A 26,237-nucleotide genomic window follows, 5' to 3' on the forward strand; every position below is an offset into this window, starting at 1 on the left:
GCCCGGTCCCGTGCGGCGCCTGCCCGGCACGGCGCCCGGACGCAGGCGTGAGCGCGGGCACGTGAGCAGGCGTGCGGCCCCTCTGCAACCGCGTCCGTTCCCGGCGGCGTCCGCTCAGTTGACCGGGATGCCACCGTGACGGGGGAGCCGTGTGTGACCGGCACGGCGGAGGCTTCCGCGAACGACCGGAGAACTCAGAGGGGAAGCATGAAACCGTTGCATCTCAAGGCCGCTGCCGCGCTCGCCGCGGCAGCCCTGGCAGGCGTCGGGTACCAGACGGCGTTCGCGGGCGAGGCGGCGCCCGGCAGGTCTGCCGCGGAGGGGGCGCCCGCGTCGCCGGCCGAGGCCGCCGCGATGGACGTCGCCTACTACAGCGAGTCGCTGGACGCCGAACTCACCGATGTCGCGGCCCTGTCGAAGAGCGAGGGCTGGGCGATAGGCACCACCCGCGAGGACGGCGCCGGCGGCGACCCCGAGCAGGTCCTGCTCCACCGCGACGGAGGCGAGTGGAAGCCGAGCGAACTGCCGGAGGAAGCAGCGGGCGCGTCGCTGAGCCAGATCGAGGGCTCGGCGCCCGACAACGTCTGGCTCTTCGCCACCAAGAACGACCAGTCCGGCTCGCTCGCCTTCCGCTTCGACGGCGGGAAGTGGAAGGCGATGCCCGCTCCGGACACCGAGGGCTCGCCGTCGAACCGCGGGGCGGCCGTCCTCGCCGCCGACGACGCCTGGGTGCTGGGCTACGGCAAGAGCGTCCACCACTGGGACGGCACCAAGTGGACCGAGTCGCAACTCCCCGCCGACGCGCTCTCGTTGGCGGGCGTCAGCTCGGACGACGTATGGGCGGTCGGCTTCCGTGAGACCTCCGAGGACGGCGGCGGGCCGATGAGCCAGCCCGCGGCGATGCACTGGGACGGCAAGGAGTGGAAGCTGGAGAAGACCCCGGAGTACCACTTCCCCGACCCGGCGCCGCCGGAGGAGTCGGCGAGCCTCGACTCCGCCGTCGCCGTGTCCGGGGACGAGGTGTGGGCGGTGGGCACGCACACCTTCAACCACGGCGAGGGCGGCCCCGAGCCGGAGGAGGAGTCGATCCTGCTGCGCTGGGACGGCAAGGAGTGGCGGGAAGGACCGGCCGACGCGGCGGAGAAGGCGTCGGAGGAGTTCGCCCCCGACGGCGCGGGCGGGCTGGTGCTGGGCCGCTACTGGCACATGACGGCGGACGGCGAGCTGCGGGAGATCGCCAGGCACAAGCCGGTCCCCGGCAGGTCGGGCAAAGTCGAGGAGGTCGACAAGAAGCAGCGCTTCTGGCCCGACGAGACCGTCCACGTCCCCGGCACGAAGCAGGTCTGGAGCACCGGTGTGATCGAGCTCGGAGCCTACGGCGACGCCAACTTCCGCCGCGGCGCGATCCTGAGCTACGACGCCGGGTGAACCGGGGAGCCGGTCACTGACGCACACGGCAGGCCCGCGCGGGGCCGTCCGGCATCCCGCCGGGCGGCCCCTCCGCGCTGAAGGAGGCCCCGCGCGTCCCGCGAGCCGGACAGCCCGCAACCGCCGCGGGAGGGAAAGCACCACCGCTCACGTCAATGGCCCGTTGCGGCTGTGTGATTGACGGCGACAGGACTCTACCCAGGGGTAGTAAGGCGCATTAACGTTCCTCGCACGCTTGCCGCGTCTCACCCCCCACAGGAGATCCCGGTGATACCTTCCCGCGCTCCGTCCGGCAGAGCCCGCTCCGCGAGGGCAGCCGCCACCCGGGCCAGGGCCGCACTCACCCGAGCCCTCACCCCGAAAGCGCACACCCCGAAGTCCCCTGCGGCGAGGAGCTCTTCGACGAGATCCGCCGCGGCGAAGGCCAGGGCCGTCACGGTCGGTGTGGCCGCCGCCGCGCTGCTCGCCCCCCTCGTCGGCGGGTCCGCGCCGGCGTTCGCGGCCGCGGCCGAGAAGAAGGCAGCCGCTGCTGCCGCCGCCGAGGACCCCTGCCAGGGGCAGTGCGGCGACATCCTCCCGGCCGGCCAGAACGGGCACGCCACGCTGGCGGCGATCCTGCTGCACAAGACGATCGGCACCCGCCCGAAGCATTCGGCCGACCAACTGGCCCCGTACGACGACCTGTTGCACGACTACTCGGGTCTCACAGAGGAGCAGCTCTCCGACTACTTCAACGACGCCTCCTTCGGCGTCCCCGAAGACCAGGTCGAGAGCGTGAAGTCGCCCCGCGACGACGTCACCATCACCCGGGACAAGGCCACCGGCACCCCGCACATCAAGGGGACCACCCGCGCGGGCACCGAGTTCGGGGCCGGATACGCCGCCGGCCAGGACCGGTTGTGGCTCATGGACATCCTGCGGCACGTCGGACGCGGCGAACTGTCCTCGTTCGCGGGCGGCGCGGAGGGCAACAGGTCGCTGGAGCAGAGCCTGTGGGCGGTGGCGCCCTACTCCGAGCAGGACCTGGAGAACCAGGTCGAGCGGATACGCAACTCCGGCAAGCGCGGCGCTCAGGCGTACGAGGACATCCAGAACTACGTCAGCGGCATCAACGAGTTCATCGACGACACCGTCGGAGCGCTCAACTACCCCGGCGAGTACGTGCTGACCGGCCACGGCTCGAAGATCGCCGACTTCAAGATCACCGACGTCGTCGCCATCGCGTCCGTCATCGGCTCGATCTTCGGCAACGGCGGTGGCGGCGAAGTCGGCAACGCGCTGGCCGAGTTGGCGTTCGAGAACCGGTACGGCAAGGCGGACGGCGAGAAGGCGTACGCCGCCTGGCGCGCCCAGAACGACGCCGAGGCCACGACCACCGTGCACGGCAAGGAGTTCCCGTACGCGGAGTCGCCGAGCGACCCCAAGGGCGTCGCCACCCCTGAAGCGGGATCGGTCACGGCCTTCGACCACTCGCAGAACGAGACCGGCACCGGGAGCGAGAAGGCGGCAGGGAAGGAGAAGAAGAAGGGCGTCCTGCCCGCCGACCTGATCACGTCGAAGAAGGGCATGTCCAACGCCCTCCTGGTCTCCGGCAAGCACACCGCGTCCGGCAACCCCATCGCCGTCTACGGGCCGCAGACCGCCTACTACTCGCCGCAGATCATGATGGTGCAGGAGCTCGACGGCCCAGGGCTCCGCTCCCGCGGCGCGTCCTTCCCCGGCCTGAGCTTCTACGTCGAACTCGGCCGCGGACTCGACTACTCGTGGAGCGCCACCTCCGCGAGCCAGGACATCACCGACACCTTCGCGGTCGAACTCTGCGAGGAGTCCGGCGAGGAACCCACCACCGACTCGCGCAGCTACATGCTCCGCGGCAAGTGCACGCCCTTCGAGAAGCTGACCAAGCACAACGAGTGGAAGCCCACCCTCGCCGACTCGACGGAGGCCGGGTCGTACGACCTGGTGAGCCTGCGGTCGGCCTACGGCCTGGTCAGCCACACCGGCACGGTGAAGGGCAAGCCCGTCGCCTTCACGGCGCTGCGCTCCACGTACCAGCACGACGCCGACTCGGTCATCGGCTTCCAGAAGTTCAACGACCCGTCGGCGATCACCTCCGCCCGCAGCTTCCAGGAGGCGGCGCAGGACATCGGCTACACCTTCAACTGGTTCTACGCGGACGCCGAGCACACCGCCTACTACAACTCCGGTACCAATCCCGTCCGTTCACCGGGGACCGACCCCGACAAGCCGATCCTCGCCACGGCCGCGAACGAGTGGAAGGACTGGGACCCCACGCTCAACACGTCGGCCGTCACCCCGCCCGCGGAGCACCCGCAGTCGGTCGACCAGGGGTACTACGTCAACTGGAACAACAAGCAGGCCAAGCGCTTCACCACGGGCTGGGGCAGCGGCCCGGTCCACCGGGGCGACCTGCTCGACAAGCGGGTCTCCGCACTCGTCCAGAAGGGCGGAGTGACGCGCGCCGACCTCGTCAAGGCCATGGAGGAGGCCGCCGTCGCCGACCTGCGGGCGGAGAAGGTGCTCCCCGAACTCCTCGACGTCATCGGCTCCGGCGAGATCATCGACCCCGAGCAGGCCGCCGCCGTCGAGAAGCTGCGCACCTGGGAGGAGTCGGGATCCCTGCGGCGCGAGGCCGCGAAGGACGACGGCGAGTACGAGCACGCGGAAGCCATCCGGACGCTGGACGCCTGGTGGCCGCTGCTGGTCGAGGGGCAGTTCGAGCCCGTGCTCGGCGAGGACCTCTACAAGTCGCTCACCGGGGTCGCACCCGTCAACGAATCCCCGTCGGGCGGCCAGAACGGCGGCGGAGGAGGCGGCGGAGGCGTCGGAGCGAGCCAGCCGCACAAGGGCTCCGCGCTGCAGCACGGCTGGTGGTCCTTCGTCGAGAAGGACCTGCGGGCGGTGCAGGGCGAGGACGTCGCGTCGCCGCTGGACAGGCAGTACTGCGGCAAGGGCTCGCTCGAGGAGTGCCGAAGGGTGCTGCTGAGCACGCTGTCGGACGCGCTCGCCACCCCCGCCGAGGAGACGTACCCCGGCGACAAGGAGTGCGACGCGGGCGACCAGGTGTGCGCCGACTCGATCGTGCACCGCTCCATGGGCGGCATCACCGTCCCGCGGATCGCCTGGCAGAACCGGCCCACCTACCAGCAGGTGGTCGAGTTCCCCGCCCGCCGCTCCGGGCGGTAGCCCCGGCGTGTGAGGCCGCCGGCCCGTGCCGCCGCCCCTCCGGACACCGGGAGGGGCGGCGGCACGGCCTTCTCGGTCCGGCGGTGCCGCGGGCCACGGTACGGCGGCGGCGCGGTCAGCTCGCGCCGAGACCTCCGCGCGCCTCCCGCACGTAGCGCATGTAGCGCTTCCAGTCCCAGTGCGGACCGGGGTCGGTGTGGTCCGCGCCCGGGACCTCGTTGTGCCCGACGATGTGCTCCCGGTCGACGGGGATGCCGTACTTCTTGCAGATGCGGGCCGTCAGCCGCGCCGAGGAGCGGTACATCTCGTCGGTGAAGTTCTCCGGCCGGTCCACGAAGCCCTCGTGCTCGATGCCGATGCTCCGCTCGTTGTACGAGCGGTTCCCCGCGTGGTACGCCACGTCCAGCTCCCGCACCATCTGCACCGTCCGCCCGTCCCGCGCCCGGACCACGTAGTGGGTGGCCGACGCGTGCAGCGGGTCGCGGAAGACCTTCACCGCGGTCGGGAAGTCGCTCTGCGTGACATGCACGACCACGCGGTCGATCGTGTAGTCGGCGGGACGGTCGGCGAAGCGGAGGTTCGCCTCCGAGGCGGCGATCCAGCGCACTCCCGGCTGGTCCACCTCCCCGTCGGTGCGCTGCTTGTCGACACCCGGGATCCGCCACCACAGCCGGGACGTCTCGTCCCAGGTCAGCGCCCCTGCCGTGACCAGTGTCGCTGCGCCGCCGGATATGAGGAGGGTGCGCCGGGAGATCGAAGCCATACCGGTCACAACGCATCCGGGGCACGGACTGGTTCCACCCCGCGAGACCGCTCGCCACTCCGTGCGGGGAGAGCGTGCGTTTCCCTCTACTCTGGACGGGTTATGACTGACGCCTCCAGCAGCTCCACGTCCCCCGGCCGCGCCGTCCGTCCCCAGCCCCCGGCGGGGGCCGCCCCCAGACTGCGCGTGCTCGCTGCCATGTCCGGCGGCGTCGACTCCGCCGTGGCCGCCGCCCGCGCGGCCGAGGCCGGCCACGACGTCACGGGCGTGCACCTGGCCCTCTCCGCCAACCCGAAGTCCTTCCGCACGGGCGCCCGCGGCTGCTGCACCATCGAGGACTCGCGCGACGCGCGCCGCGCCGCCGACGTCATCGGCATCCCCTTCTACGTCTGGGACCTGGCGGAGCGCTTCCGCGAGGACGTCGTCGAGGACTTCGTCGCCGAGTACGAGGCGGGCCGCACCCCCAACCCCTGCCTGCGCTGCAACGAGAAGATCAAGTTCGCGGCCCTGCTGGACAAGGCGCTCGCGCTGGGCTTCGACGCGGTGTGCACGGGCCACTACGCGACAGTGGTCACCCGCGACGACGGCACCCGCGAGCTGCACCGCGCCAGCGACGCCGCGAAGGACCAGAGCTATGTGCTGGGCGTGCTGGACGCCCGGCAGCTCGCCCACGCCATGTTCCCCCTCGGCGACACCCTCACCAGCAAGGACGAGATCCGCGAGGAGGCCGAGCGCCGCGGCCTCGCCGTCGCGAAGAAGCCCGACAGCCACGACATCTGCTTCATCGCGGACGGCGACACCCAGGGCTTCCTCGCGGACCGCCTCGGCACGTCCGAGGGCGACATCGTGGACGAGGAGGGCCGGAAGCTCGGCACCCACGAGGGCGCGTACGGCTTCACGATCGGCCAGCGCAAGGGCCTGCGCATCGGCCACCCGGCACCGGACGGCAAGCCCCGCTACGTCCTCGACATCTCACCCGTGGACAACACGGTCACCGTCGGCCCGGCCGCTTCGCTCGACGTCACCGGACTCACCGCCGTCAAGCCCCGCTGGTGCGGCCCCGCCCCCGACGGCCCCGGCACGTACACCGCCCAGCTCCGCGCCCACGGCGGGGAGACCGAGGTCACCGCCGAACCGGCCGACGACGGGCGGGAGTTGCGCGTCCGCTTCACCGAACCCGTCCGCGGCGTGGCACCCGGCCAGGCGATCGTCCTCTACGACGGCACCCGCGTCATCGGCTCGGCCACGATCGCCACGACGGACCGCGCCCACCCGGCAGGCGCGGTCAGGGAATAACATTTCTGTGTCGCCGGGGACCTCTCCTGACGCAACGGACCCACAACGAGTGCTGCGTCGCAACTATCGTCTGTTGACCCGTCGTCTGGGTGCCCGGATAGGGATTTATGGCGCCCTGTTGGTACTGCCCATCGTCGTGATCAGGCTAGGGGCCCCCAACTCCTTCTGGTCCATCGCGCCATCACTCATCGGGTTCATCGGGCTAGCTTTTACGGTCCTCAATTTTGCAGGCCACCCCTTCCGTCTCCGCAAGTGCGGCAAGGTGCTGGACGCCTATCCCTTGGAGCCGGGAACCGTGACCCGTATCGGAAAGCCCACGCAAACCCACAACCAGAGCTTTTACACGCTGGACGTGGGCCGAGGGGATGGTGCGGAGAGCTGCAGGGTGCGTGCGGTCGAACCCCAGGGCCTGAACAGGTGGCCCAAAGGAGCCGACGACGGCGTGTACATCGCCGGGGACTTGGCGTTCGGCGGCGTGATCGTGGTGCCCGGCAGCAACGCACTGCTGCTCATGCGTCCAGAGCCTTGGGACGACGCCGGCCCGAAGCGGAACGCCGCCGCCCCGGACCGCAGGGAGCGTGCCAAGAAGGCAGGGATCGAACTCATCCCCTTCTAGTGCCGTGGCCGAGAGACGGCCGACGACGGTCAGTTGACGGCGTAAACCAGGATCAGCGCGTCAACCACCCCTGAGGTGCTCGTAGTTGTGGGCCCGGGCATCGCCCGGGCCCACAACTGCGAGGCAGAGGTCAGGATCCGTACACCGACCCGCTGAAGACCTTCTCCAGCTTGTCGAACTCCTCCAGGCAGCGGCCCGTGCCGATGGCCACGCAGCTCAACGGGTCGTCTGCGACGTACACGGGCATGCCCGTCTCCTTCGCGAGGCGTTCGTCCAGGCCGTGCAGCAGGGCGCCGCCGCCGGTGAGGACGATGCCGCGTTCCATGATGTCGCCGTAGAGCTCCGGCGGGCACGCGTCGAAGGCCGTGCGTACCGCGTGGACGATGGCGGCGACGGGTTTCTCCGTGGCCTCCCGGATCGCCTCCTCGCTCAGTTCCACCGTCTTCGGCATGCCGGTCTCCTTGTCCCGCCCCCGTACCGGTGACGAAGTGCCGCTGCCCAGCGACATCTTGACGTCCTCCGCGGTTCTCTCGCCGACCGCCATCGCGTGGTGCTGCTCGATGTAGGAGGCGATGGCGGCGTCCAGCGCGTCCCCCGCGACCCGCGCGGAGTGCGTGACGACCGTTCCGCCGAGGGAGATGATCGCCACCTCGGTGCTGCCGCCGCCGATGTCGACGACCATGGAGCCGCGCGCCTCGTGCACCGGCAGCCCGGCCCCGATCGCCGCGGCCATCGGCTCCTCGATGAGGTGGACGGAGCGGGCGCCGGCGCGTGCCGCGGTCTGGAGGACGGCCCGCCTCTCGACTCCCGTGACGCCACTGGGGACGCAGACGACGACCCGCGGGCCGCGGCCCCGGCCGACGCGCGCCGCGCGGATGAAGTGGCGCAACATGCCCTCGGTGGCCTCGAAATCGGTGATGACGCCGCCCTTGAGGGGGCGAGTGGCGGTGATGGAGCCCGGAGTCCGGCCGACAGCCTGCTTCGCCTCGGTCCCCACGGCGAGCACCTTGCCCGTTCGCGACTCGACGGCCACGACCGAGGGTTCGTTGAGGATGATGCCGCGTCCGCGCGCGTAAACCAGCGTGTTGGCCGTGCCGAGGTCTATGCCGATGTCACGCGTGGTGAACGAGCTGCTCTTTGCCATGTGCTCTCGCCGTGTTAGGTGCGGGGTGTGCCGAAATGTCTCGCTGCGCTTGCAGCATACCCAACTGTCCAGGTTTCAGGACAACTCGGCCCCCAGAAACCTGAGATCGCAAAGGCGCTGGTGGGGGGCGCTATTCGAGTCGAACAGGGGGCCGACCGTTCGGTTCGGTGGCATAGACCCCGGCGAGTCTGGATAGCTATGCGCTGGAGTCCGAGCGCGCGGTGCCCGTGACTGAAGCCTTGGCGTCCTGGGTCGGCCGCGCCGTAGGCCACCGTCTCAGCAACCGGAGGTTCCCCATTACCGCGCGACCGACGCAGGAATTCGGAGACAATCCCGTCGACGTCCGGGAGACCGGGCATTACACGGAGGAATACGTCCCAAGTTTCGTGGATAAATGGGACTCTCTCATAGACTGGGAAAAGCGCTCGCAGAGCGAGGGCAATTTCTTCATCGACCTGCTGCGAAAGCACGGCGTGAAGAGCGTACTCGACGTCGCCACCGGCACCGGATTCCATTCGGTGCGGCTCCTCGAGGCAGGGTTCGACGCAGTGAGCGCCGACGGCAGCGCCGACATGCTGTCGAAGGCGTTCAAGAACGGAATGGAGAACGGCGGCCACATACTCCGCGTCGTCCAGGCTGACTGGCGGTGGCTCAACAGGGACGTGCACGGGGAGTACGACGCCATCGTCTGCCTCGGCAACTCCTTCACGCACCTGTTCTCCGAGCGCGACCGCCGCAAAGCGCTCGCCGAGTTCTACGCGATGCTGAAGCACGACGGCGTCCTCATCCTCGACCAGCGCAACTACGACGCGATGCTGGACCGCGGCTACTCCAGCAAGCACACCTACTACTACTGCGGTGAGGACGTCGCAGTGGAACCGGAGTACCTGGACGAGGGGTTGTGCCGTATGCGGTACGAGTTCTCCGACGGATCCGAGTACCACCTCAACATGTATCCGCTGCGGAAGGACTACACCCGCAGGCTCATGAGCGAGGTGGGCTTCCAGCACATCGAGACGTACGGGGACTTCCAGCACACCTACCGTGAGGAGCAGCCGGACTTCTTCGTGCACGTCGCCGAGAAGGAGTACCGCATGGAAGAGGGGGGTGGCGCCTACTCGGCCGCCGTCAGCACCGCCCGCACGTACTACAACTCGGCCGACGCCGACGCCTTCTACCACTCGGTGTGGGGCGGCGAGGACATCCACATCGGCCTCTACGAGGACTCCGCGGAGCCCATCGCGGACGCCAGCCGGCGCACCGTGCAGCGCATGGCGGACAAGCTCGGCCTCGACGAGTCCTCGGTCGTGCTCGACCTCGGTGCCGGGTACGGCGGTTCGGCGCGCTACGTGACCGAGACGCACGGCAGCAGCGTCATCGCGCTCAACCTGAGCGAGGTGGAGAACGAGCGGAACCGTCAGGAGAACGCCCGCCGCGGGCTCACCGGCAAGATCGAGGTCGTGGACGGTTCGTTCGAGGACATCCCCTGCCCGGACGAGAGCATCGACGTCGTCTGGTCGCAGGACGCGTTCCTGCACAGCGGCAACCGTCTCAGGGTCCTGGAGGAGATCGCCCGCGTGCTGCGCCCGGGCGGGCAGCTCATCTTCACCGACCCGATGGCCGCGGACGGCACCTCCACCGGCGAGCTCAAGCCCATCCTGGACCGCATCCACCTCGACACCATGGGCTCTCCCGGCTTCTACCGGCGCGAGTTGGCGCGCCTCGGGTTCAGCCCGGCGAGCGGTGACGGCTTCGAGGAGCACCGCGAGCAGCTCGTCAACCACTACGGCCGGGTGCTGGAGGAGACCGAGCGCCAGGAGGCCGAAGGGCTCGCCGGCAAGGTGAGCAGCGAGTACCTCGCGCAGATGAAGAAGGGACTGAAGCACTGGGTGGACGGCGGCAACGAGCGCCGACTCACCTGGGGCATCTTTCACTTCAAGCGCTGAGAAACGATTTTGCGGCGCTGTGACGGCGTCGCCGGACGGCCCGTGCACCTTGGGCTCCGCCGCGTCGGCGTAGCTGGGACGAACACGCCTGCGTGCGTGTCAGGGGAGGCGCGGGCCGTCCCCGTGCGGTCCTTCCCGCTCCGGCGGTCCGCCGCCCTGGCCCGGGAGGGTGCCCTGTCCCGTCGTGCGGCCCTGCCCGGGCGTGCGTCCCCACCCGGGCGGCTGCGGCGGTCCCTGCCGTAAGGACGGCGGGAACTGCTGCACCACGTCGCGGAACCGGTGCTCCCCCGTGCCCGGGACGGGCGGCATGCCGGAGGCCGGGCCCGCGGCGAGCAGGCGGCTCAGCCCGCGCCGCGTCGCGGCGACCACGACACGGTCGCCGCCTTGGAGGACGTAGCCGGGGTGGAGGCGCCACTCCAGTTCGCCGGCGCCGGTCGACGAGACGGACGAGAGGTCGTGCCGCCGTTCCTCCTCGTCGGCGGTGTCCAGCGCGACGACGCGCCACGCCTCCGCCCGGAAGGCGCTGGCCACGGTGCGTCCCTCCAGCAGCGGGTTTCCGCGCACCTCCACGGTCGCGAAGACCAGCACGCGGCGCCCCACCGAGATGGCTCCCAGCACCTGGCGTCCCATCATGGCCCCGGCGAACGCGGGGGCGGCCAGCGCCGAGACGCTGCGGCTGCGGGTCTGCGCGGCCGGGTAGGTGTCGCGCAGGGCGCGGTACACCGTGGCGGCGAACTGGTCGTCGAACAGCCGCATCACGACGCGGAGTTCGGCCTTGATCTGGCGTGCGTTGAGCGAGGCCTCGAGGTTGATGCCGTCCGTGCTGGTGAGCGCCAGCAGAGCACGGCTGCGTTTGATCTTCGCCTCCTCCAGCACTCCGTCCTCGGTGACGTCGGCGATGAGCGTGGGGACGCGCCGCCGGCGGGCGAGGGCTATGCCCCGCGCCTCCGGGTCCCGTTCGATGCACACCACGGGGATGTTGAGCTCCAGCAGCCGCTCCAGGACGTGCTTGCCGACCTTTCCCAGGCCCACCAGCACCACGTGGCCGGAGAGTCCGCGCGGCGGGTTCGGCAGCGCCGTCGCCTTGCGGAAGGCGCCGTAGCTCTCCAGCACGACGGCGAGGAAGAGCGGCAGCAGCATCATTCCCGCGAGTGCGGCGAGCAGTTGGAGGACCTGCTCACCGGAGCTCTTCTCCAGGTTGGGCTCGTTGATGGCGAAGACGTCCAGAAGCGTGACGTACCCGGCGTGCAGCGGGGTCTCCCCTGTGATCGCCCAGCTGACGGTGGCGAGGACGAGCACCACAGCCGTCATGGCGAGCAGCGAGTAGCGCAGCCGCCGCGAGAACAGCTCCTTGAGGGCCAGCATCCGGGGCAGCCGCGGCGCGCGCACGGCACCGGCGCGGTCCCGCCGCGTGATGGCCTCCAGGACGACGGCGCTGCGCTCGGGCGACAGCCCGGCCAGGTCCTCCTCGTCGGGCAGCAGCACCGGCCCGTCGTGCGGGCGGGGGCGCCCGCTCCCGGCCTGCGGTGCGGTGGCGGTGGTGCCTCCGGTGGCGTCCGCGGAGGCGCCGGGGCGGGGGTGTGCTCCGTCCTCGTCCTGCCCGTCGCCCTGGCCCGGTCCCGCCCCGGACGTGCCGTCGGCTCCGTCTTCGGGGGAGCCGGCGGCGTCCTCGGTGTCGCCGCCGCCGTCGTCGGCGACGCCCTCCGCGTCGTCCGGGTCGTCCGCGGCGGGCAGGAGGGCGAGTGTGCACAGGGGGTTGCGGCGGTCGACCGTCCGCAGCGTGCGTTCCTTGGCCCGCAGCAGCAGCCCGTCCGCGTAGAGGACCTTGTCGCTGCCCACGACGGCCGCCGCGACGATCGACGGCGCCGCGGTGTCGGAGTCGGAGAGCACTGTCGTGGTGGCGTCGGTCAGGGCGCCGCCGGCCGCCCTCGCCCCACGGAGCCGGGCGGCGCGGTCGAGCAGATCCGCCAGGTAGCGGCCCAGGTTCTGGTTGAACATCCGGATGACGAGCCGGACTTGCGGGTTGAGACGCCGCGCCCGCAGCGCGATGTAGATGTTCAGCTGGTCGTCGCCGGAGGTGAGGGCCAGGGCGCTCGCCCGCTCGATGCCGGCCCTGAGCAGCGCCGTGTCGTCGGGCACGCCCGCCTCGACGGCGTCCACGGAGAGTTCGCCCGCTCCGACCAGTTCGGCGATCTGCGGGCCGTGGTTCCCTCCGCGCAGCGACGGCAGGACGACGGTGACGTGCTGCCTGTAGACCGTGGCCAGTTCCTTGGAGACCCGCTGGGCGAGGGCGTTGTCGCCGCAGACCACCATGTGTCCGCGCAGGGCGCCGGGCTCTAGGCTGCTGTCCATGGCCGCCAAGGACAGTTCCCCCTTGAACATCTGTGTCTTCTGCTCAGCCGCTGAACTCGACGCCGTGTACACCGAGTCGGCGCGCGAGTTCGCCGAGCTTATCGGCAGCCGCGGACACTCGCTGGTGTGGGGAGGATCGGACGCCGGGCTGATGAAGGTCGTCGCCGACGGCGTCCAGCGGACGGGCGGACGGCTCGTGGGGATCTCCGTGGAGTTCCTGCAGGGCGTGGCGCGGAAGAACGCGGACGAGATGGTCGTCACCGCGAACCTCGCCGAACGCAAGGCCAGGCTCCTCGAACGGGCGGACGCCTTCGTGATCATGGTGGGCGGCACGGGGACGCTCGACGAGGCGACGGACATCCTCGAGCTGAAGAAGCACGGGCTGCACGCCAAGCCCGTGGTCCTGCTGAACACGGCGGGCTACTACGACGGCCTCCGTCAGCAGCTCGCCAGGATGGAGGCGGAGGGCTTCCTCCCGGTGCCGCTGGCCGAACTGGTCGCCTTCGCCGACGACGGCGAGCGCGCGATGGAGCTGCTGGAGTCCGCGTAGGACTGCCGGGACGGCCCGGACGGGCGTGGTGGACGGCTCCCGGCGCACGACCCGCGCCACTGGCGAGGGGCACCGCCGGCGAGCCGGGGTGCCCCTCCAACAGCCGAGCAGCTGCGGTTACTTCCTGTTGTACAGCCGCATCGTGAGCGTGCCGAACACCGCGATGAGGACGCCGGACGCGATGAGGGTCCAGCTGATCTCGCCGCCGGGCCAGTGGCCGTCCATCAGGCCGCGGACCGCGGCGACGAGGTGCGTGACGGGGTTGACGTCGACGAACGCCTGCAGCCAGCCCGGCATCGTGCGGGGCTCCACCAGGATGTTGCTGAGGAAGGTGAGGGGGAACAGCACCATCATGCTGACGCCCATGACCGACTTCTCCGTGCGCAGCAGCAGCCCGAACATCGTCCACAGCCAGGAGAAGGCGAACGAGAAGGCGACCAGCAGGGCGATCCCGGCGACCACGCCCATGAAGCCGCCGCCCGGCCGGAACCCCAGCACCAGGCCCACCGTCAGGATCACGACGGACGCCATGGTGTAGCGGAAGGCGTCACCGAGGAGGTAGCCGACCATCGGGGCCGGACGCCAGATCGGCAGCGTGCGGAAGCGGTCGAACACCCCTTTCTCGATGTCGGTGTTGACCGAGACGCCCGTGTACATCGTGGTCATCACGACGCTCATCACCATGATGCCCGGCAGCAGGTACTGCAGGTACTCCGTCGTCGAACCCGCCAGCGCCCCGCCGAAGAGGTACGTGAACATCAGCGTCATCATGATCGGGAACGCCGTCACGTCGAAGAGCTGCTCGGGCACGTGCTTGATCTTCAGCATCGCCCGCCAGCCGAACGTCAGGCACACGGACAGAGCGCTGGGACGCGGGGGCCTCGGGCCGGCGACGAGCACCGTGGCGAGGTCCTCCGGTCTGCCCTGCGACGGCCGGCCTCTCTGCTGCTGACGTGCCGCGGAGGCCGTCATCCGGGCGTGGGACGCCTGTGCGGAGGCCGCGGAGGCCCCCGGGTGGCCGGAGGGGGAGGCGGCGGGCGGCGGGGCGGATGCGGGCGTGCTGGTCATGAGCGTGTCTCCTCGGCGGCGTGGCCGTTCTGCGAACTGCGCGAGACGGGCTCGCGGCCGTCGGCCTGCTCGCCCTCGTCGTGCGCGGGGTGGTCGGTGAGGGCGAGGAAGACCTCGTCGAGGCTGGGCTGGCCCAGCGAGAAGTGGTCGACGGTGATCCCCGAGCGAGTGAGCTCCGCCAGCGCCAGAGCGGCCTGCTCGGCGGCTCCGCGCTCCGTGCCGCCGCCCTGCACGCGGGCCGTCAGCGCCACCGGGTCGGACTCGGGCTGCACTTGGGCGGCGAGAGTCTGCGAGAGCACGGAACGCGCCTCCTCCCGCTGGGCGCCGTCGCGCAGCCGCAGATGGATCGAGCCCGCGCCGACGGACGACTTCAGCTGCCCGGGCGTCCCCTCCGCGATGACCCTGCCGTGGTCGATCACGGCGATGCGGCCGGCGAGTTGGTCCGCCTCGTCCAGGTACTGCGTCGTGAGCAGCACCGTCGTCCCCTGCGCGACGACGGCCCGCACGATGTCCCACACCTGGTTGCGGCTCCTCGGGTCGAGGCCGGTGGTGGGCTCGTCCAGGAACAGCAGGTCGGGGGTGTTGAGGATGCTGGCGGCGATGTCGATGCGCCGGCGCATGCCGCCCGAGTACTGCTTGACCTGCCGCCCGGCGGCCTCCTCCAGGCCGAACGCCTCCAGCAGCTTCGCCGCGCGCTTGCGTGCCGACTGCTTGGAGTGGCCGAGCAGCCGGGCCAGCAGCACGAGGTTCTCCGTGCCCGTCAGGTCCTCGTCGACCGAGGCGTACTGCCCGGTGAGGCTGACGCGGGAGCGTACGGCGTCCGCCTCCCGCAGCACGTCGTGCCCGAAGACGCGGGCCTCCCCGGCGTCCGGGCGCAGCAGGGTGGCCAGCATCTTCACCGCGGTGGTCTTGCCCGCGCCGTTGGGGCCGAGCACGCCGTAGACCGTGCCCGCGGGAACCCGCAGGTCGATGCCGTCGACGGCTCTGTTGTCCCCGAAGACCTTCACCAGTCCTGACGTCTCGATCGCCGGACCGTCGTGCTGCCGCGGCTCGGTGTGCTTCGCGGTGTCGGTGCGCATCGCTGCCCTCCCTCTTTCTCGTGGTGTGCCGTGCGACGGTACGACGCGGCGCGTGCGGGAAGCCGCCGGCTTCACTGCGAGCAGACCCGGCGCGGCGCGAAAACTCATCGGCGGCGCGCCACCGGTTCGTAACCGGGTTCGAACCTGAGCGACCATGGAGCCATGGCAACCCATCTGATCACCGGTGCCGGTTCCGGCATCGGCGCCGCCGTCACGCGGCGCCTGCTCGACCGTGGCGACGAACTCTGGCTGCTGGCGCGGGACGCCGGACGGGCCAAGGAGCTGCGGGACCGCTTCCCGGGCGTCCGCACGCTCGTCGGCGACCTCGCGGAGCCCGAGCGGCTGTCGTGGGCGCTCGGTCACCAGGAACTGCCCGGACAGCTCGACTCCCTCCAGCACATCGCGGGCGTCGTGGAGCTCGGAGAGGTGGGCGAGACGACGGCGAAGGTGTGGAGCGGCACCCTCGCCGCGAACCTCACCGCGCCCGCCGAGCTGACCCGGCTGCTGCTGCCGCAGGTGCGTCTCGCGCGGGGGCACGTGCTCTTCGTCAACTCCGGTGCCGGGCTCCGCGCCAACCCGCAGTGGGCCGCGTACGCCGCGAGCAAGCACGGCCTGAAGGCGCTCGCGGACGCGCTGCGGGCCGAGGAGAGCGGGCACGGGGTGCGCGTCACCTCCGTCTACCCGGGGCGCACCGCCACGCCGATGCAGGAGAAGGTGCACCGGCAGGAGGGCAGGGCGTACGACCCGGAACGATGGATCCCCGCCGACGCGGTGGCGACGGCGCTGCTGACCGCGCTGGACATGCCGCGCGGCGCGGAGGTCACCGACCTGACCGTGAAGCCGACCGCATGAGCGGCACGCCGCACGGAACGGGCACGCGCGCGGACTCTCCCGCTCCCGGCGGGACTTCGGGGGGCTTCCCCTGGGGGCCGGCCGCGGCGACCGGCATCGGCTCGATGCCGGGGGAGGACGCAAGGGAGGCGGCGCGAGCCGTCGCCGGCACCCTCGAAGCCCTGCCGTTCCTGCCGGAACTGCCCGCGAGGGGACCGGGCGCCGACATGATCGGCAGGACGGCCGGGCTGCTCGTCGAGCTCTACGCGCATCTCGAACCCAGCGGCTGGCGGCTCGGCGACAGGCCGGGGCGCGACACCAGGCGGTCCCGGGCCTGGATGGGGGAGGACCTGGACGCGCTGGAGGAGTTCACGCAGGGCTTCCAGGGGGCGCTGAAGGTCTCGGCCGTCGGTCCCTGGACCCTGGCGGCGGCCCTGGAGCGGCGCAACGGCCAGGCAGTGCTCGGTGACGCGGGCGCGTGCCGCGATCTGGCCGCCTCCCTCACGGAGGGGCTGCGGGCGCATCTCGCGGACGTACGGCGCAGGGTGCCCGGGGCGCGCCCCGTACTGCAGCTCGACGAGCCGTCGTTGACGGCGGTGCTGCGCGGGCGCGTGCCCACCGCCAGCGGCTACCGCACGCACGCGGCGGTGGACAGGGCCGTGGCGGAGGGTGCGCTGCGAGAGCTGATGTCGGCCGTGGAAGTGCCCGTCGTGGTGCACTCGTGCGCGCCTGAGCCGCCTTTCGCACTGCTGCGCCGTGCGGGGGCCGCGGGCGTCGCAGTCGACGCCTCCCTGCTCACCGAGCGTGAGGACGAGATGATCGGCGAGGCGGTCGAGGGGGGCACGGCGCTGTTCGCGGGGGTTGTGCCCGGAGTCGCGCCGGCGTCGGGTGCGTTGTCAGACCCTGCCGGTAGCGTCAGTGGTGTCAGGTCGCTGTGGCGCAGGCTCGGGCTGTCCCCCGCCCTCCTCACGGAGTCGGTGGTGGTCACTCCGTCGTGCGGTCTGGCGGGCGCCTCACCCGCGTACGCGAGTGCCGCTCTCGCCCACTGCGTCCGGGCCGCGAGATCCCTCGCTGACAACCCTGAGTAACGGGAGGACGAGACGGTGGCCGGGGAACAGCAGTCGACAGTGCCCGCCGAGGCGCGCGAGAAGCACCAGCGGATCGCGGAGCAGATCGAGGAGCACCGCTTCCGCTACTACGTGCGGGACGCACCCGTCGTCAGCGACGCCGAGTTCGACCGGCTGCTGCGCGACCTGGAGGCCCTGGAGGCCGAGCATCCGGAGCTGGTGACGCCCGACTCCCCGACGCAGAAGGTCGCCGGGAAGTACGAGACGGAGTTCACGGAGGTCGCCCACCGCGAGCGGATGCTCTCGCTGGACAACGCGTTCGACGACGCGGAGCTGGGGGAGTGGGCGGACCGGGTCGCCCGCGAACTGGAGGGCGTGAAGCACCGCTTCCTCTGCGAGCTCAAGATCGACGGGCTCGCCGTCAACCTCACCTACGAGCGGGGGCGTCTCACCCGGGCCGCCACCCGGGGGGACGGCCGCACGGGCGAGGACATCACGCCCAACGTCCGCACCATCGCCGACATCCCCGAGCGGCTCAGCGGCGAGCGCGTCCCGGAGCTGGTGGAGGTGCGCGGCGAGGTCTTCTTCCCGATGGAGCGCTTCGAGGAGCTCAACGCCCGCCTGGTGGAGGCCGGCGACAAGCCGTTCGCCAACCCCCGCAACGCCGCGGCCGGTTCGCTCCGCCAGAAGGACCCGAAGGTCACCGCGTCGCGCCCGCTCCACATGGTGGTGCACGGCATCGGCGCCCGGGAGGGCTTCGAGACCGACACCCTGAGCCACGCGTACGACCTGCTGCGCGAGTGGGGTCTTCCGACGTCCACGCACACCAAGGTGGTCGACGGGCTCGACGGTGTCCGCGAGTTCATCGCGTACTACGGGGAGAACCGGCACTCCGTGGCCCATGAGATCGACGGCGTCGTGGTGAAGCTGGACGAGGTGCGCCTCCAGGGCCGCCTGGGCTCCACCTCCCGTGCCCCCCGGTGGGCCATCGCGTGGAAGTACGCGCCGGAGGAGGTGAACACGAAGCTCCTGGAGATCCGCGTCGGCGTCGGACGCACCGGCCGGGTGACGCCGTACGCCGTGGTGGAGCCGGTGACGGTCGCGGGTTCCGAGGTCGAGTTCGCGACGCTGCACAACCAGGAGGTCGTCCGGTCCAAGGGTGTCCTCGTCGGGGACACGGTGGTGCTGCGCAAGGCGGGAGACGTCATCCCGGAGATCCTGGGCCCGGTCGCCGACCTGCGGGACGGCAGCGAGCGCGAGTTCGAGATGCCCGCGCACTGCCCGGACTGCGGGACGGCGCTTCGGCCCATGAAGGAGGGCGACATCGACCTCCGCTGCCCCAACGCCCGTTCGTGCCCGGCCCAGTTGCGGGAGCGGCTGTTCTATCTCGCGGGCCGCAAGTGCCTGGACATCGAGCACTTCGGGTACGTCGTCGCGACCGCACTGACGCAGCCGCTGGAGCCCGCGGAGCCGCCGCTGAAGGACGAGGGAGGGCTGTTCGACCTGAAGGTCGAGGATCTGCTGCCGATCAAGTCCTACGTCCTGGACCCGGACACCGGCCTGCCCAAGCGCGACCCGGAGACGGGCGAGGAGAAGGTCGTCACCCTCTTCGCCAACCAGAAGGGCGAGCCGCGGAAGAACACGCTGGCGATGCTGGAGAACATCCGGGCCGCCAAGGAGCGCCCGCTGGCCCGCGTCATCGCCGGGCTGTCGATCCGGCACGTCGGGCCCGTGGCGGCGGAGGCGCTGGCGCGGGAGTTCCGTTCGCTCGACCGCATCGCGGCGGCCGACGAGGCGGAACTCGCCGCCACCGAGGGCGTCGGCCCCACCATCGCCGCCTCCTTGAAGGACTGGTTCGCGGAGGAGTGGCACCGCGACATCGTCGGACGCTGGCGCGCCGCCGGCGTCCGGATGGAGGCGGAGGGCGCCGCCGAGGCCGGTCCGCGGCCCCTGGACGGGATCACGGTCGTCGTCACGGGGACGCTCGCGACGCTCACCCGGGACAGCGCGAAGGAGGCGCTCCAGCAGCGGGGCGCGAAGGTGACCGGGTCGGTTTCGAAGAAGACCGGATTCGTGGTCGTCGGCGAGAGCCCGGGGTCGAAATACGACAAGGCCGTCCAGTTGAGGGTGCCTGTTTTGGACGATGACGGACTCGCCGTCCTGTTGGAGCAAGGGCCGGACGCGGCACGCGAAGTGGCGGAAAAGCACCCCGAATAGGGCGCTGAGGGCCCGTCAACTGCCCTCCCTTTTCCCGGTGTTGTGCGCGGGTCACAGGTGTCTCATGCGTTTACGCCAGGGTATGCACTCAGGAGCCGCACTGTTATCGGCCGTTGCTCCTGAAAGGGGCCGGATAAGCCGGGTCGCGCACAGCCAACCCCGGCCGATCGCTGCCCTGGCGGCGCTGTGCGGCCTACTGTTGATGTGTGTGCCTGGTTGGCGAGCAGGCACAGACGGCTGCGAGAGGGACGGGCATGCAGGAATTTCCTGGGGGCCACGGCCCCCCGTACTCCGGCCTGCCCGACGGCGCGGGCGGCAGCGGTACGGGGTCCACGGCCGGAGCGGAGGACGTGCCGTGGGTGCAGCGCATCGCCGCGCTGAGGGTTCCCGGACTGCCGTTGCTCGTCGCCGTCGGCGCGGGGGTGGCGCTGGGAACGGGCGTCTTCCGCGTCCTGTCGGAGGGGCGTGCGCTCTTCCCCTCCGGCGTCACGGGCTGGTCGCTGGCGGTGCTCACCGGCGTCATCGTCGGGCATCTCGTCGCCCTCGGCCGTGACCGCTGGTGGGGCGGCACCGGTTCGGGCGCCGCGCTCACCCTCGCGATCCTGCTGCTCCACGGCTGGGTCCCGGCGGTCCTGGTGAGCCTGGCCGTCGTCGTGCTGGTCGGCGCGGCGCGGCGGCACCGATGGCGCCAGGCCGTGCTGCACGGCGCCGTCGACATCCTCGGAATCGGGTCCGCGGCCGTCGCGCTGGCGGCGTTCGGCGTGCACCCGTCCGTCGAGAAGCCCTGGGATCCGGAGAGTTGGGGCTACGCGGCGCTGCCCGCGATCGTCCTCGCCGCCTGCGCCTATCTGGTGGCCACGCGCACCCTGCTGTGGTTCTCCTACGCGCCCCGCAAGACGGGGCTGCTCACCGTGCTGCGCCGCTCCCTGCTCCGTCACGGGCTGGTGGCGCTGGCGCTGCTGGGGATCTCGCCGCTGATAGCTGTCGTCGCGGCCCACCGTCCGGTGCTGCTCCCGCTGTTCACGGTCCCGCTGATCGCGCTGGACTCGACGCTGTGGATCGCGCGTGTGCGGGCGGAGGAGGCGCTGCGCGACCCGCTGACAGGTCTCCCCAACCGGCAGTGGCTGCTGGAGCGCACCTGGTCGGCGCTGGAGGAGGCCGACCGCACGGAGGCGCGCGGCGCGCTCGTCCTGATCGACCTGGACCGCTTCCGCTCCGTCAACGACACCCTCGGCCATCTCGCGGGCGACAGGCTGCTGTTGAAGATCGCGGAGCGGCTGCGCGGAGCGCTGCCGCGCGGTGCGGAGGCGGCACGCCTCGGGGGCGACGAGTTCGCCGTCCTGCTGCCGCTCGCCGACTCCACGACGAGCGCCATGCGCGCGGCCCGCACCCTCGTCTCCGCCCTCGGGTCCCCGCTGGACCTCGACGGCCTCACCCTCGTCCTCGAGGCGAGCGCCGGTGTCGCGGTCTTCCCGGAGCACGCGCGCGAGGCCGAAGGGCTGCTGCGCCGCGCGGACGTGGCGATGTACGAGGCCAAGCGCGACCGTACGGGCGTCGAGGTGTACGAGGCGACGCGCGACGGCAACACCCCCGACCGGCTGGGGCTCCTGGCCGACCTGCGGCGTGCCCTCGACGCCGGCGAGGTCGAGCTGCACTACCAGCCGAAGGTCCGGTTCGACGGCGTCGTCTCCGGTCTGGAGGCGCTGGTGCGCTGGGTCCACCCCGAGCGCGGCCGCGTCCCTCCGGACGAGTTCATCGCCATCGCCGAGACGTCGGGGCTGATGCCGCGCCTGACGGAGTACGTGCTGGAGACGGCGCTCGCGCAGGTCGCCCGCTGGCGCAAGGGCGGCCTGACGGTGCCGGTCGCGGTGAACGTCTCGCCGCGCGACGTGCACGCGCCGGGCTTCGCCGGAGCCGTCGCGGGGCGCCTGGCGCGGCACGGAGTCCCCGCGGGGGCCCTGCAGTTGGAGATCACCGAGCACGTGCTGCTGGAGGACCCGCAGCGCGCCGCCGACACCCTGGCCGCTCTCGCCGGGCACGGCGTGAAGATGTCGCTGGACGACTTCGGCACCGGCTACTCCTCTCTCGTGCACCTGCGGAGGCTCCCGGTGAGCGAGTTGAAGATCGACCGGTCGTTCGTCGCGCGCCTCGCGGTGGACGCGGAGGATGCGGAGATCGTCCGCTGCACGGTCGACCTGGCCCACTCCCTCGGCCTGCTGGTGGTGGCCGAGGGCGTCGAGGACGACGAGACGTGGGAGCGCCTGCGGGACCTGGGCTGCGACGCCGTGCAGGGCTGGCTCGTCGCGGCGGCCATGCCCCCGGACGAGACGACGGCCTGGCTGCGGGCGCGCGACGGAGTCCCGGACTCCCTCGAACGCGCCCGTCCGCGGCCCGAGTTGGAGTGCGGTTCCCCGCCGGCGACGGGTTCGGCCACCTCGTCGTCGCGGCACACGCCGGGTCCGGCGGGAGGATCGCCGCGCTCGTCGGGGCCGCAGCCCCCGGGCCCGACCCAGTCGCACGACGCGAACCGTCCCACGGGCTGGCAGCCGGTCCAGTAGGGCGCGGCACCTCCCGCCACGTCACGTCACGTCCCGCCCGCCACGCCGCCGCCCGCCACACTGCCGCCCGCCGCGACCCGGCGGGCGCCTCCGGGGCGCTTTCCGGGCGCCGCGCGGCGGTGCGTCCCGGGGCGCGCGCCGCACGTCGGGCTTCCACCCGGCTCCCGGGCGCTCCGCGCCGCACGCACGACCTGCGGTGTTCCTGGCCGCACGGAGGCCGCCGGGCAGCCGAGCGGTCCGGCCCCGTGCCGCTGCCCGTGCCGCCGGGCGCCGGGCCCCGCCGGGGGCTCGCGGCCCCTTCCGGTCCGGCTCCGATCCGGCTCCCGTCCGGAGCCGTCGGCGTTCCCCGGCGCCCGGCGGCACGGGCAGCGGCACGGGAGCCATAGGATTGGGGCGGAAAATCCAACACTCACCCAGAGGACCGCTGCATGCCTGGCATCTCGCGCGAGGAGGTCGCCCACCTCGCCCGGCTGGCGCGCCTGGAGCTGAAGGACGAAGAGCTCGATCACTTCGCCGGACAGCTCGACGACATCATCGGTGCGGTCGCCGCCGTGTCCGACGTCGCCGAAGAGGACGTACCGCCGACCTCCCACCCGCTGCCGCTCACCAACGTCATGCGCCCGGACGTGGTGCGTCCGGGCCTGACCCCCGGGCAGGCGCTCTCCGGCGCCCCGGCGCAGGAGCAGCAGCGTTTCAAGGTGCCGCAGATCCTCGGGGAGGACTGATCGCGATGGCCGATCTGACCAGACTGACCGCCGCGGAGACCGCGGAGCGGATCGCGAGCGGCGCCGTCAGCGCCGTCGAGGTCGCCGAGGCGCACCTCGCGCGCATCGACGCGGTGGACGAGAAGGTGCACGCCTTCCTCCACGTCGACCGCGAAGGCGCGCTGGCGAAGGCCCGCGAGGTCGACGAGAAGCGGGCACGCGGCGAGGAGCTCGGCCCGCTGGCTGGCGTGCCGCTGGCGCTGAAGGACATCTTCACCACCAAGGGCGTGCCCACGACGGTGGGTTCGAAGATCCTCGAAGGCTGGATCCCGCCGTACGACGCGACCGTGACGCGGAAGCTCAAGGAAGCCGACGTCGTCATCCTCGGCAAGACCAACATGGACGAGTTCGCCATGGGGTCCTCGACGGAGAACAGCGCATACGGTCCGACCGGCAACCCCTGGGACCTGACGCGCGTTCCGGGCGGCTCCGGCGGCGGCTCGTCCGCCGCGATCACCGCCTACGAGGCGCCGCTCGCCATCGGCACCGACACCGGCGGTTCCATCCGCCAGCCGGCGGCGGTCACGGGCACCGTGGGCGTCAAGCCGACGTACGGCGGGGTCTCGCGGTACGGCATGGTCGCCTTCTCCTCGTCGCTCGACCAGGCCGGGCCGTGTGCCCGTACGGTGCTGGACGCGGCTCTGCTGCACTCCGTGATCGCCGGCCACGACGAGCTGGACTCGACCTCCATCGACCAGCCCGTCCCGGACGTCGTCGCCGCCGCCCGCAACGGGAGCGTCGAGGGCCTGCGCGTGGGCGTCGTGACGGAGTTCCGCGGAGAGGGCTACCAGGCGGGCGTGCTCCAGCGCGTCGACGAGACCGTGGAGTTGCTGCGCGAGCTGGGCGCCGAGATCGTCGAGGTCTCCTGCCCGTCGTTCACGAAGGCGCTGGCCGCGTACTACCTGATCGCCCCCTCGGAGTGCTCGTCCAACCTCGCCCGCTTCGACGCCATGCGCTACGGCCTGCGCGTGGGCGACGACGGCTCGCACTCGGCGGAGGAAGTCACCGCGCTCACCCGGGAGGAGGGCTTCGGGGACGAGGTCAAGCGCCGCATCATGCTCGGCACGTACGCGCTCAGCTCCGGCTACTACGACGCGTACTACGGCTCGGCACAGAAGGTGCGCACGCTCATCACCCGTGACTTCGAGCGGGCCTTCTCCCAGGTGGACGTGCTCGTCTCGCCCACGACGCCGACCACGGCCTTCCCGCTCGGCGAGCGCGCCGACGACCCGATGGCGATGTACCTCGCCGACCTGTGCACCATCCCGGCCAACCTGGCCGGCAACGCCGCCATGTCCGTTCCGTGCGGCCTGGCTCCGGAGGACGGCCTCCCCGTGGGGCTGCAGATCATCGCTCCGGCCATGGCCGACGACCGTCTCTACCGTGTCGGTGCGGCTCTCGAAGCCGCCCACCAGGCACGTTGGGGTCACCCGCTGCTCGAGGAGGCACCGTCGCTGTGAGTGGAAAGCTGCAGAAAGCCAAGGGGCTCAAGAAGTCCAGGATCGGTATGTACGCGTCCATCGCCGGCTCCCTGTTCGGTGCCGTGAGCACCTTCAAGCGCGGCCGGGAGGCCAAGCGCGAGGGCGACACGCTGCAGATGATCGACGTGGCCGTCTCCGCGGCGGGCATCGTCACCGGACTCGCGCTCCTCGTGCGGGAGCTCCGGCAGCTCGACATCGACGATGTCCTCGGGGACGACTGAGAGGCAATTCCGTGACCGTCACTGAACTGGTGTCCTACGAGGACGCGTTGGCGTCCTACGACCCCGTCATGGGCCTCGAGGTCCACATCGAGCTCGGCACCCGTACGAAGATGTTCTGCGGCTGTTCGACGACGCTGGGAGCGGACGCCAACAGCCAGACCTGCCCCACCTGTCTGGGGCTGCCCGGCGCCCTGCCGGTCGTCAACGCGAGCGGCGTCGAGTCCGCCATCCGTATCGGACTCGCGCTCAACTGCCGTATCGCGGAGTGGTGCCGCTTCGCCCGGAAGAACTACTTCTATCCGGACATGCCGAAGAACTTCCAGACCTCCCAGTACGACGAGCCGATCGCCTTCGACGGCTACCTCGACGTGCAGCTGGAGGACGGCGAGATCTTCCGCGTCGAGATCGAGCGCGCGCACATGGAGGAGGACACCGGCAAGTCGACCCACATCGGCGGTGCCACCGGCCGCATCCACGGTGCCTCGCACTCGCTGCTCGACTACAACCGCGCCGGTATCCCGCTCATCGAGATCGTCACGAAGCCGATCGAGGGCGCGGGGGAGCGGGCGCCCGAGGTCGCCAAGGCCTACGTCGCCGAACTGCGGGAGCTCATCAAGGCGCTGGGCGTCTCCGAGGCTCGCATGGAGATGGGCCAGATGCGCTGCGACGTGAACCTGTCGCTGCGTCCCCGTGGCCGGGAGGCGTTCGGTACGCGCAGCGAGACGAAGAACGTCAACTCGCTGCGCAGCGTCGAGCGGGCCGCCCGGTTCGAGATCCAGCGGCACGCCGCGGTGCTCGACGCGGGCGAGGAGATCGTCCAGGAGACCCGGCACTTCCACGAGGACGACGGCAGCACCACCTCGGGGCGCGTCAAGGAAGAGGCGGAGGACTACCGCTACTTCCCCGAGCCGGACCTGGTGCCGGTGGCGCCGTCCCGCGAGTGGGTGGAGGAGCTGCGCGCCGGGCTGCCGGAGTTGCCGCGCGTGCGCAGGAACCGGCTGCGCGAGGAGTGGGGCATCTCGCAGCACGAGATGCAGTCCGTGCTCAACGCGGGGGCCGTCGGCCTCATCGTCGCCACGGTCGACGCCGGAGCGCCGGCCGACCAGGCGCGCAAGTGGTGGATGGGCGAGCTGGCCCGTCGCGCCAACGAGTCCGGCACCGACCTCGCCGACCTGCCGATCGGGCCCAAGGAGGTCGCCCGCGTCTGCGAGCTGGTCCAGGAGGGCTCGCTCAACGACAAGTTGGCGCGCCAGACGATCGAGGGCGTCCTGAACGGTGAGGGGACGCCTGACGAGGTCGTCGAGAAGCGGGGCCTGAAGGTCGTCTCCGACGAGGGTGCGCTGGGCGCCGCCGTCGACGAGGCGATCGCCGCGAACGCCGATGTCGCCGAGAAGATCCGCGGCGGCAAGGTGCAGGCCGCGGGCGCGCTGGTGGGCGCCGTCATGAAGGCGACGCGGGGCCAGGCGGACGCGGCACGCGTCCGGGAGCTGATCCTGGAGAAGCTGGGCGCCGAAGGCTGAGACCAGGGGCCGGCCCCGCGACCCCGGACGGGGCCGGGGCCGGTGCACGGGAGAGCAACGGGAGCCGGGGGCGGTCCGATCGGACCGCCCCCGGCTCCTGCCGTTCCGTACGGGCCGCCGAGCCTGCGG

General features: G+C 71.5%; 19 protein-coding genes. 14 read left to right on the forward strand and 5 right to left on the reverse strand.

Features of this window, described 5'->3' with window-relative positions:
• The first annotated feature begins 207 nt into the window (after positions 1–207).
• Complete coding sequence (locus tag H181DRAFT_RS14680) at positions 208–1,428, forward strand: hypothetical protein (RefSeq protein WP_139131706.1); 1,221 nt, start codon at positions 208–210, stop codon at positions 1,426–1,428.
• Positions 1,429–1,872: 444 nt separating this feature from the next.
• Positions 1,873–4,635: a penicillin acylase family protein gene (locus tag H181DRAFT_RS14690; protein WP_078895745.1), complete on the forward strand. Its 2,763-nt coding sequence runs from the start codon at positions 1,873–1,875 to the stop codon at positions 4,633–4,635.
• 115 nt (positions 4,636–4,750) lie between these two features.
• Here the strand turns inward: H181DRAFT_RS14690 and H181DRAFT_RS14695 are convergent, their stop codons facing one another.
• Positions 4,751–5,398: an N-acetylmuramoyl-L-alanine amidase gene (locus H181DRAFT_RS14695; RefSeq protein ID WP_045864898.1), complete on the reverse strand. Its 648-nt coding sequence runs from the start codon at positions 5,396–5,398 to the stop codon at positions 4,751–4,753.
• Between the two features lie 102 nt (positions 5,399–5,500).
• On the opposite strand from H181DRAFT_RS14695, the gene mnmA reads away from it, so the two are divergent.
• Positions 5,501–6,694, forward strand: a complete 1,194-nt coding sequence (mnmA, locus tag H181DRAFT_RS14700; RefSeq protein ID WP_045864899.1) for a tRNA 2-thiouridine(34) synthase MnmA — start codon at positions 5,501–5,503, stop codon at positions 6,692–6,694.
• 118 nt (positions 6,695–6,812) lie between these two features.
• On the forward strand, positions 6,813–7,310 hold the full coding sequence (locus tag H181DRAFT_RS29165) for a hypothetical protein (RefSeq protein WP_139131707.1): 498 nt from the start codon (positions 6,813–6,815) through the stop codon (positions 7,308–7,310).
• Between the two features lie 130 nt (positions 7,311–7,440).
• Here H181DRAFT_RS29165 and H181DRAFT_RS14710 read toward each other — a convergent pair whose 3' ends face one another.
• Positions 7,441–8,454, reverse strand: coding sequence for a rod shape-determining protein (locus H181DRAFT_RS14710; protein WP_045864901.1), 1,014 nt, complete (start codon positions 8,452–8,454; stop codon positions 7,441–7,443).
• A 473-nt stretch (positions 8,455–8,927) separates the two neighbouring features.
• Here H181DRAFT_RS14710 and H181DRAFT_RS14715 point away from each other — a divergent pair, with 473 nt between their 5' ends.
• Positions 8,928–10,400 (forward strand): glycine/sarcosine N-methyltransferase, encoded by a 1,473-nt coding sequence (locus H181DRAFT_RS14715; protein WP_254666845.1) that lies wholly within the window; start codon positions 8,928–8,930, stop codon positions 10,398–10,400.
• A gap of 99 nt (positions 10,401–10,499) precedes the next feature.
• Here the strand turns inward: H181DRAFT_RS14715 and H181DRAFT_RS14720 are convergent, their stop codons facing one another.
• Positions 10,500–12,752 carry an NAD-binding protein gene (locus H181DRAFT_RS14720; protein ID WP_254666846.1) on the reverse strand — a complete coding sequence of 751 codons (2,253 nt, stop codon included), beginning with the start codon at positions 12,750–12,752 and terminating at the stop codon, positions 10,500–10,502.
• A 22-nt stretch (positions 12,753–12,774) separates the two neighbouring features.
• Between H181DRAFT_RS14720 and H181DRAFT_RS14730 the strand changes: the two genes are divergently transcribed.
• Positions 12,775–13,302, forward strand: coding sequence for an LOG family protein (locus tag H181DRAFT_RS14730; protein WP_045864902.1), 528 nt, complete (start codon positions 12,775–12,777; stop codon positions 13,300–13,302).
• A gap of 117 nt (positions 13,303–13,419) precedes the next feature.
• On the opposite strand, the gene H181DRAFT_RS14735 is transcribed toward H181DRAFT_RS14730, so the two are convergent.
• Positions 13,420–14,274, reverse strand: coding sequence for an ABC transporter permease (locus H181DRAFT_RS14735; protein WP_045865114.1), 855 nt, complete (start codon positions 14,272–14,274; stop codon positions 13,420–13,422).
• A 92-nt stretch (positions 14,275–14,366) separates the two neighbouring features.
• A complete protein-coding gene (locus H181DRAFT_RS14740; RefSeq protein WP_045864903.1) occupies positions 14,367–15,449 on the reverse strand; it encodes an ATP-binding cassette domain-containing protein in 1,083 nt (360 codons plus the stop codon).
• Positions 15,450–15,611: 162 nt separating this feature from the next.
• Here H181DRAFT_RS14740 and H181DRAFT_RS14745 point away from each other — a divergent pair, with 162 nt between their 5' ends.
• From H181DRAFT_RS14745 to gatB, 8 genes are all read left to right on the forward strand, one after another.
• Complete coding sequence (locus H181DRAFT_RS14745; RefSeq protein ID WP_045864904.1) at positions 15,612–16,301, forward strand: SDR family oxidoreductase; 690 nt, start codon at positions 15,612–15,614, stop codon at positions 16,299–16,301.
• Positions 16,298–17,368, forward strand: a complete 1,071-nt coding sequence (locus tag H181DRAFT_RS14750) for a methionine synthase (protein WP_074467867.1) — start codon at positions 16,298–16,300, stop codon at positions 17,366–17,368. The genes H181DRAFT_RS14745 and H181DRAFT_RS14750 overlap by 4 nt, the downstream gene beginning before the upstream one ends.
• A gap of 15 nt (positions 17,369–17,383) precedes the next feature.
• Positions 17,384–19,564 carry an NAD-dependent DNA ligase LigA gene (gene ligA / locus H181DRAFT_RS14755; protein ID WP_045864905.1) on the forward strand — a complete coding sequence of 727 codons (2,181 nt, stop codon included), beginning with the start codon at positions 17,384–17,386 and terminating at the stop codon, positions 19,562–19,564.
• 254 nt (positions 19,565–19,818) lie between these two features.
• Positions 19,819–22,122, forward strand: a complete 2,304-nt coding sequence (locus H181DRAFT_RS14760; RefSeq protein WP_158715440.1) for a putative bifunctional diguanylate cyclase/phosphodiesterase — start codon at positions 19,819–19,821, stop codon at positions 22,120–22,122.
• Positions 22,123–22,550: 428 nt separating this feature from the next.
• Positions 22,551–22,847, forward strand: coding sequence for an Asp-tRNA(Asn)/Glu-tRNA(Gln) amidotransferase subunit GatC (gene gatC / locus H181DRAFT_RS14765; protein WP_045864906.1), 297 nt, complete (start codon positions 22,551–22,553; stop codon positions 22,845–22,847).
• Positions 22,848–22,852: 5 nt separating this feature from the next.
• Positions 22,853–24,346 carry an Asp-tRNA(Asn)/Glu-tRNA(Gln) amidotransferase subunit GatA gene (gene gatA, locus H181DRAFT_RS14770; RefSeq protein WP_045864907.1) on the forward strand — a complete coding sequence of 498 codons (1,494 nt, stop codon included), beginning with the start codon at positions 22,853–22,855 and terminating at the stop codon, positions 24,344–24,346.
• A complete protein-coding gene (locus tag H181DRAFT_RS14775; protein ID WP_045864908.1) occupies positions 24,343–24,588 on the forward strand; it encodes a hypothetical protein in 246 nt (81 codons plus the stop codon). Before gatA ends, H181DRAFT_RS14775 begins: the two co-directional genes overlap by 4 nt.
• An 11-nt stretch (positions 24,589–24,599) precedes the next feature.
• Complete coding sequence (gene gatB, locus H181DRAFT_RS14780) at positions 24,600–26,108, forward strand: Asp-tRNA(Asn)/Glu-tRNA(Gln) amidotransferase subunit GatB (protein WP_045864909.1); 1,509 nt, start codon at positions 24,600–24,602, stop codon at positions 26,106–26,108.
• Positions 26,109–26,237 lie beyond the last annotated feature (129 nt).

Source organism: Streptomyces sp. WMMB 714, assembly GCF_900090125.1.
GTDB classification, from domain to species: domain Bacteria; phylum Actinomycetota; class Actinomycetes; order Streptomycetales; family Streptomycetaceae; genus Streptomyces; species Streptomyces daqingensis.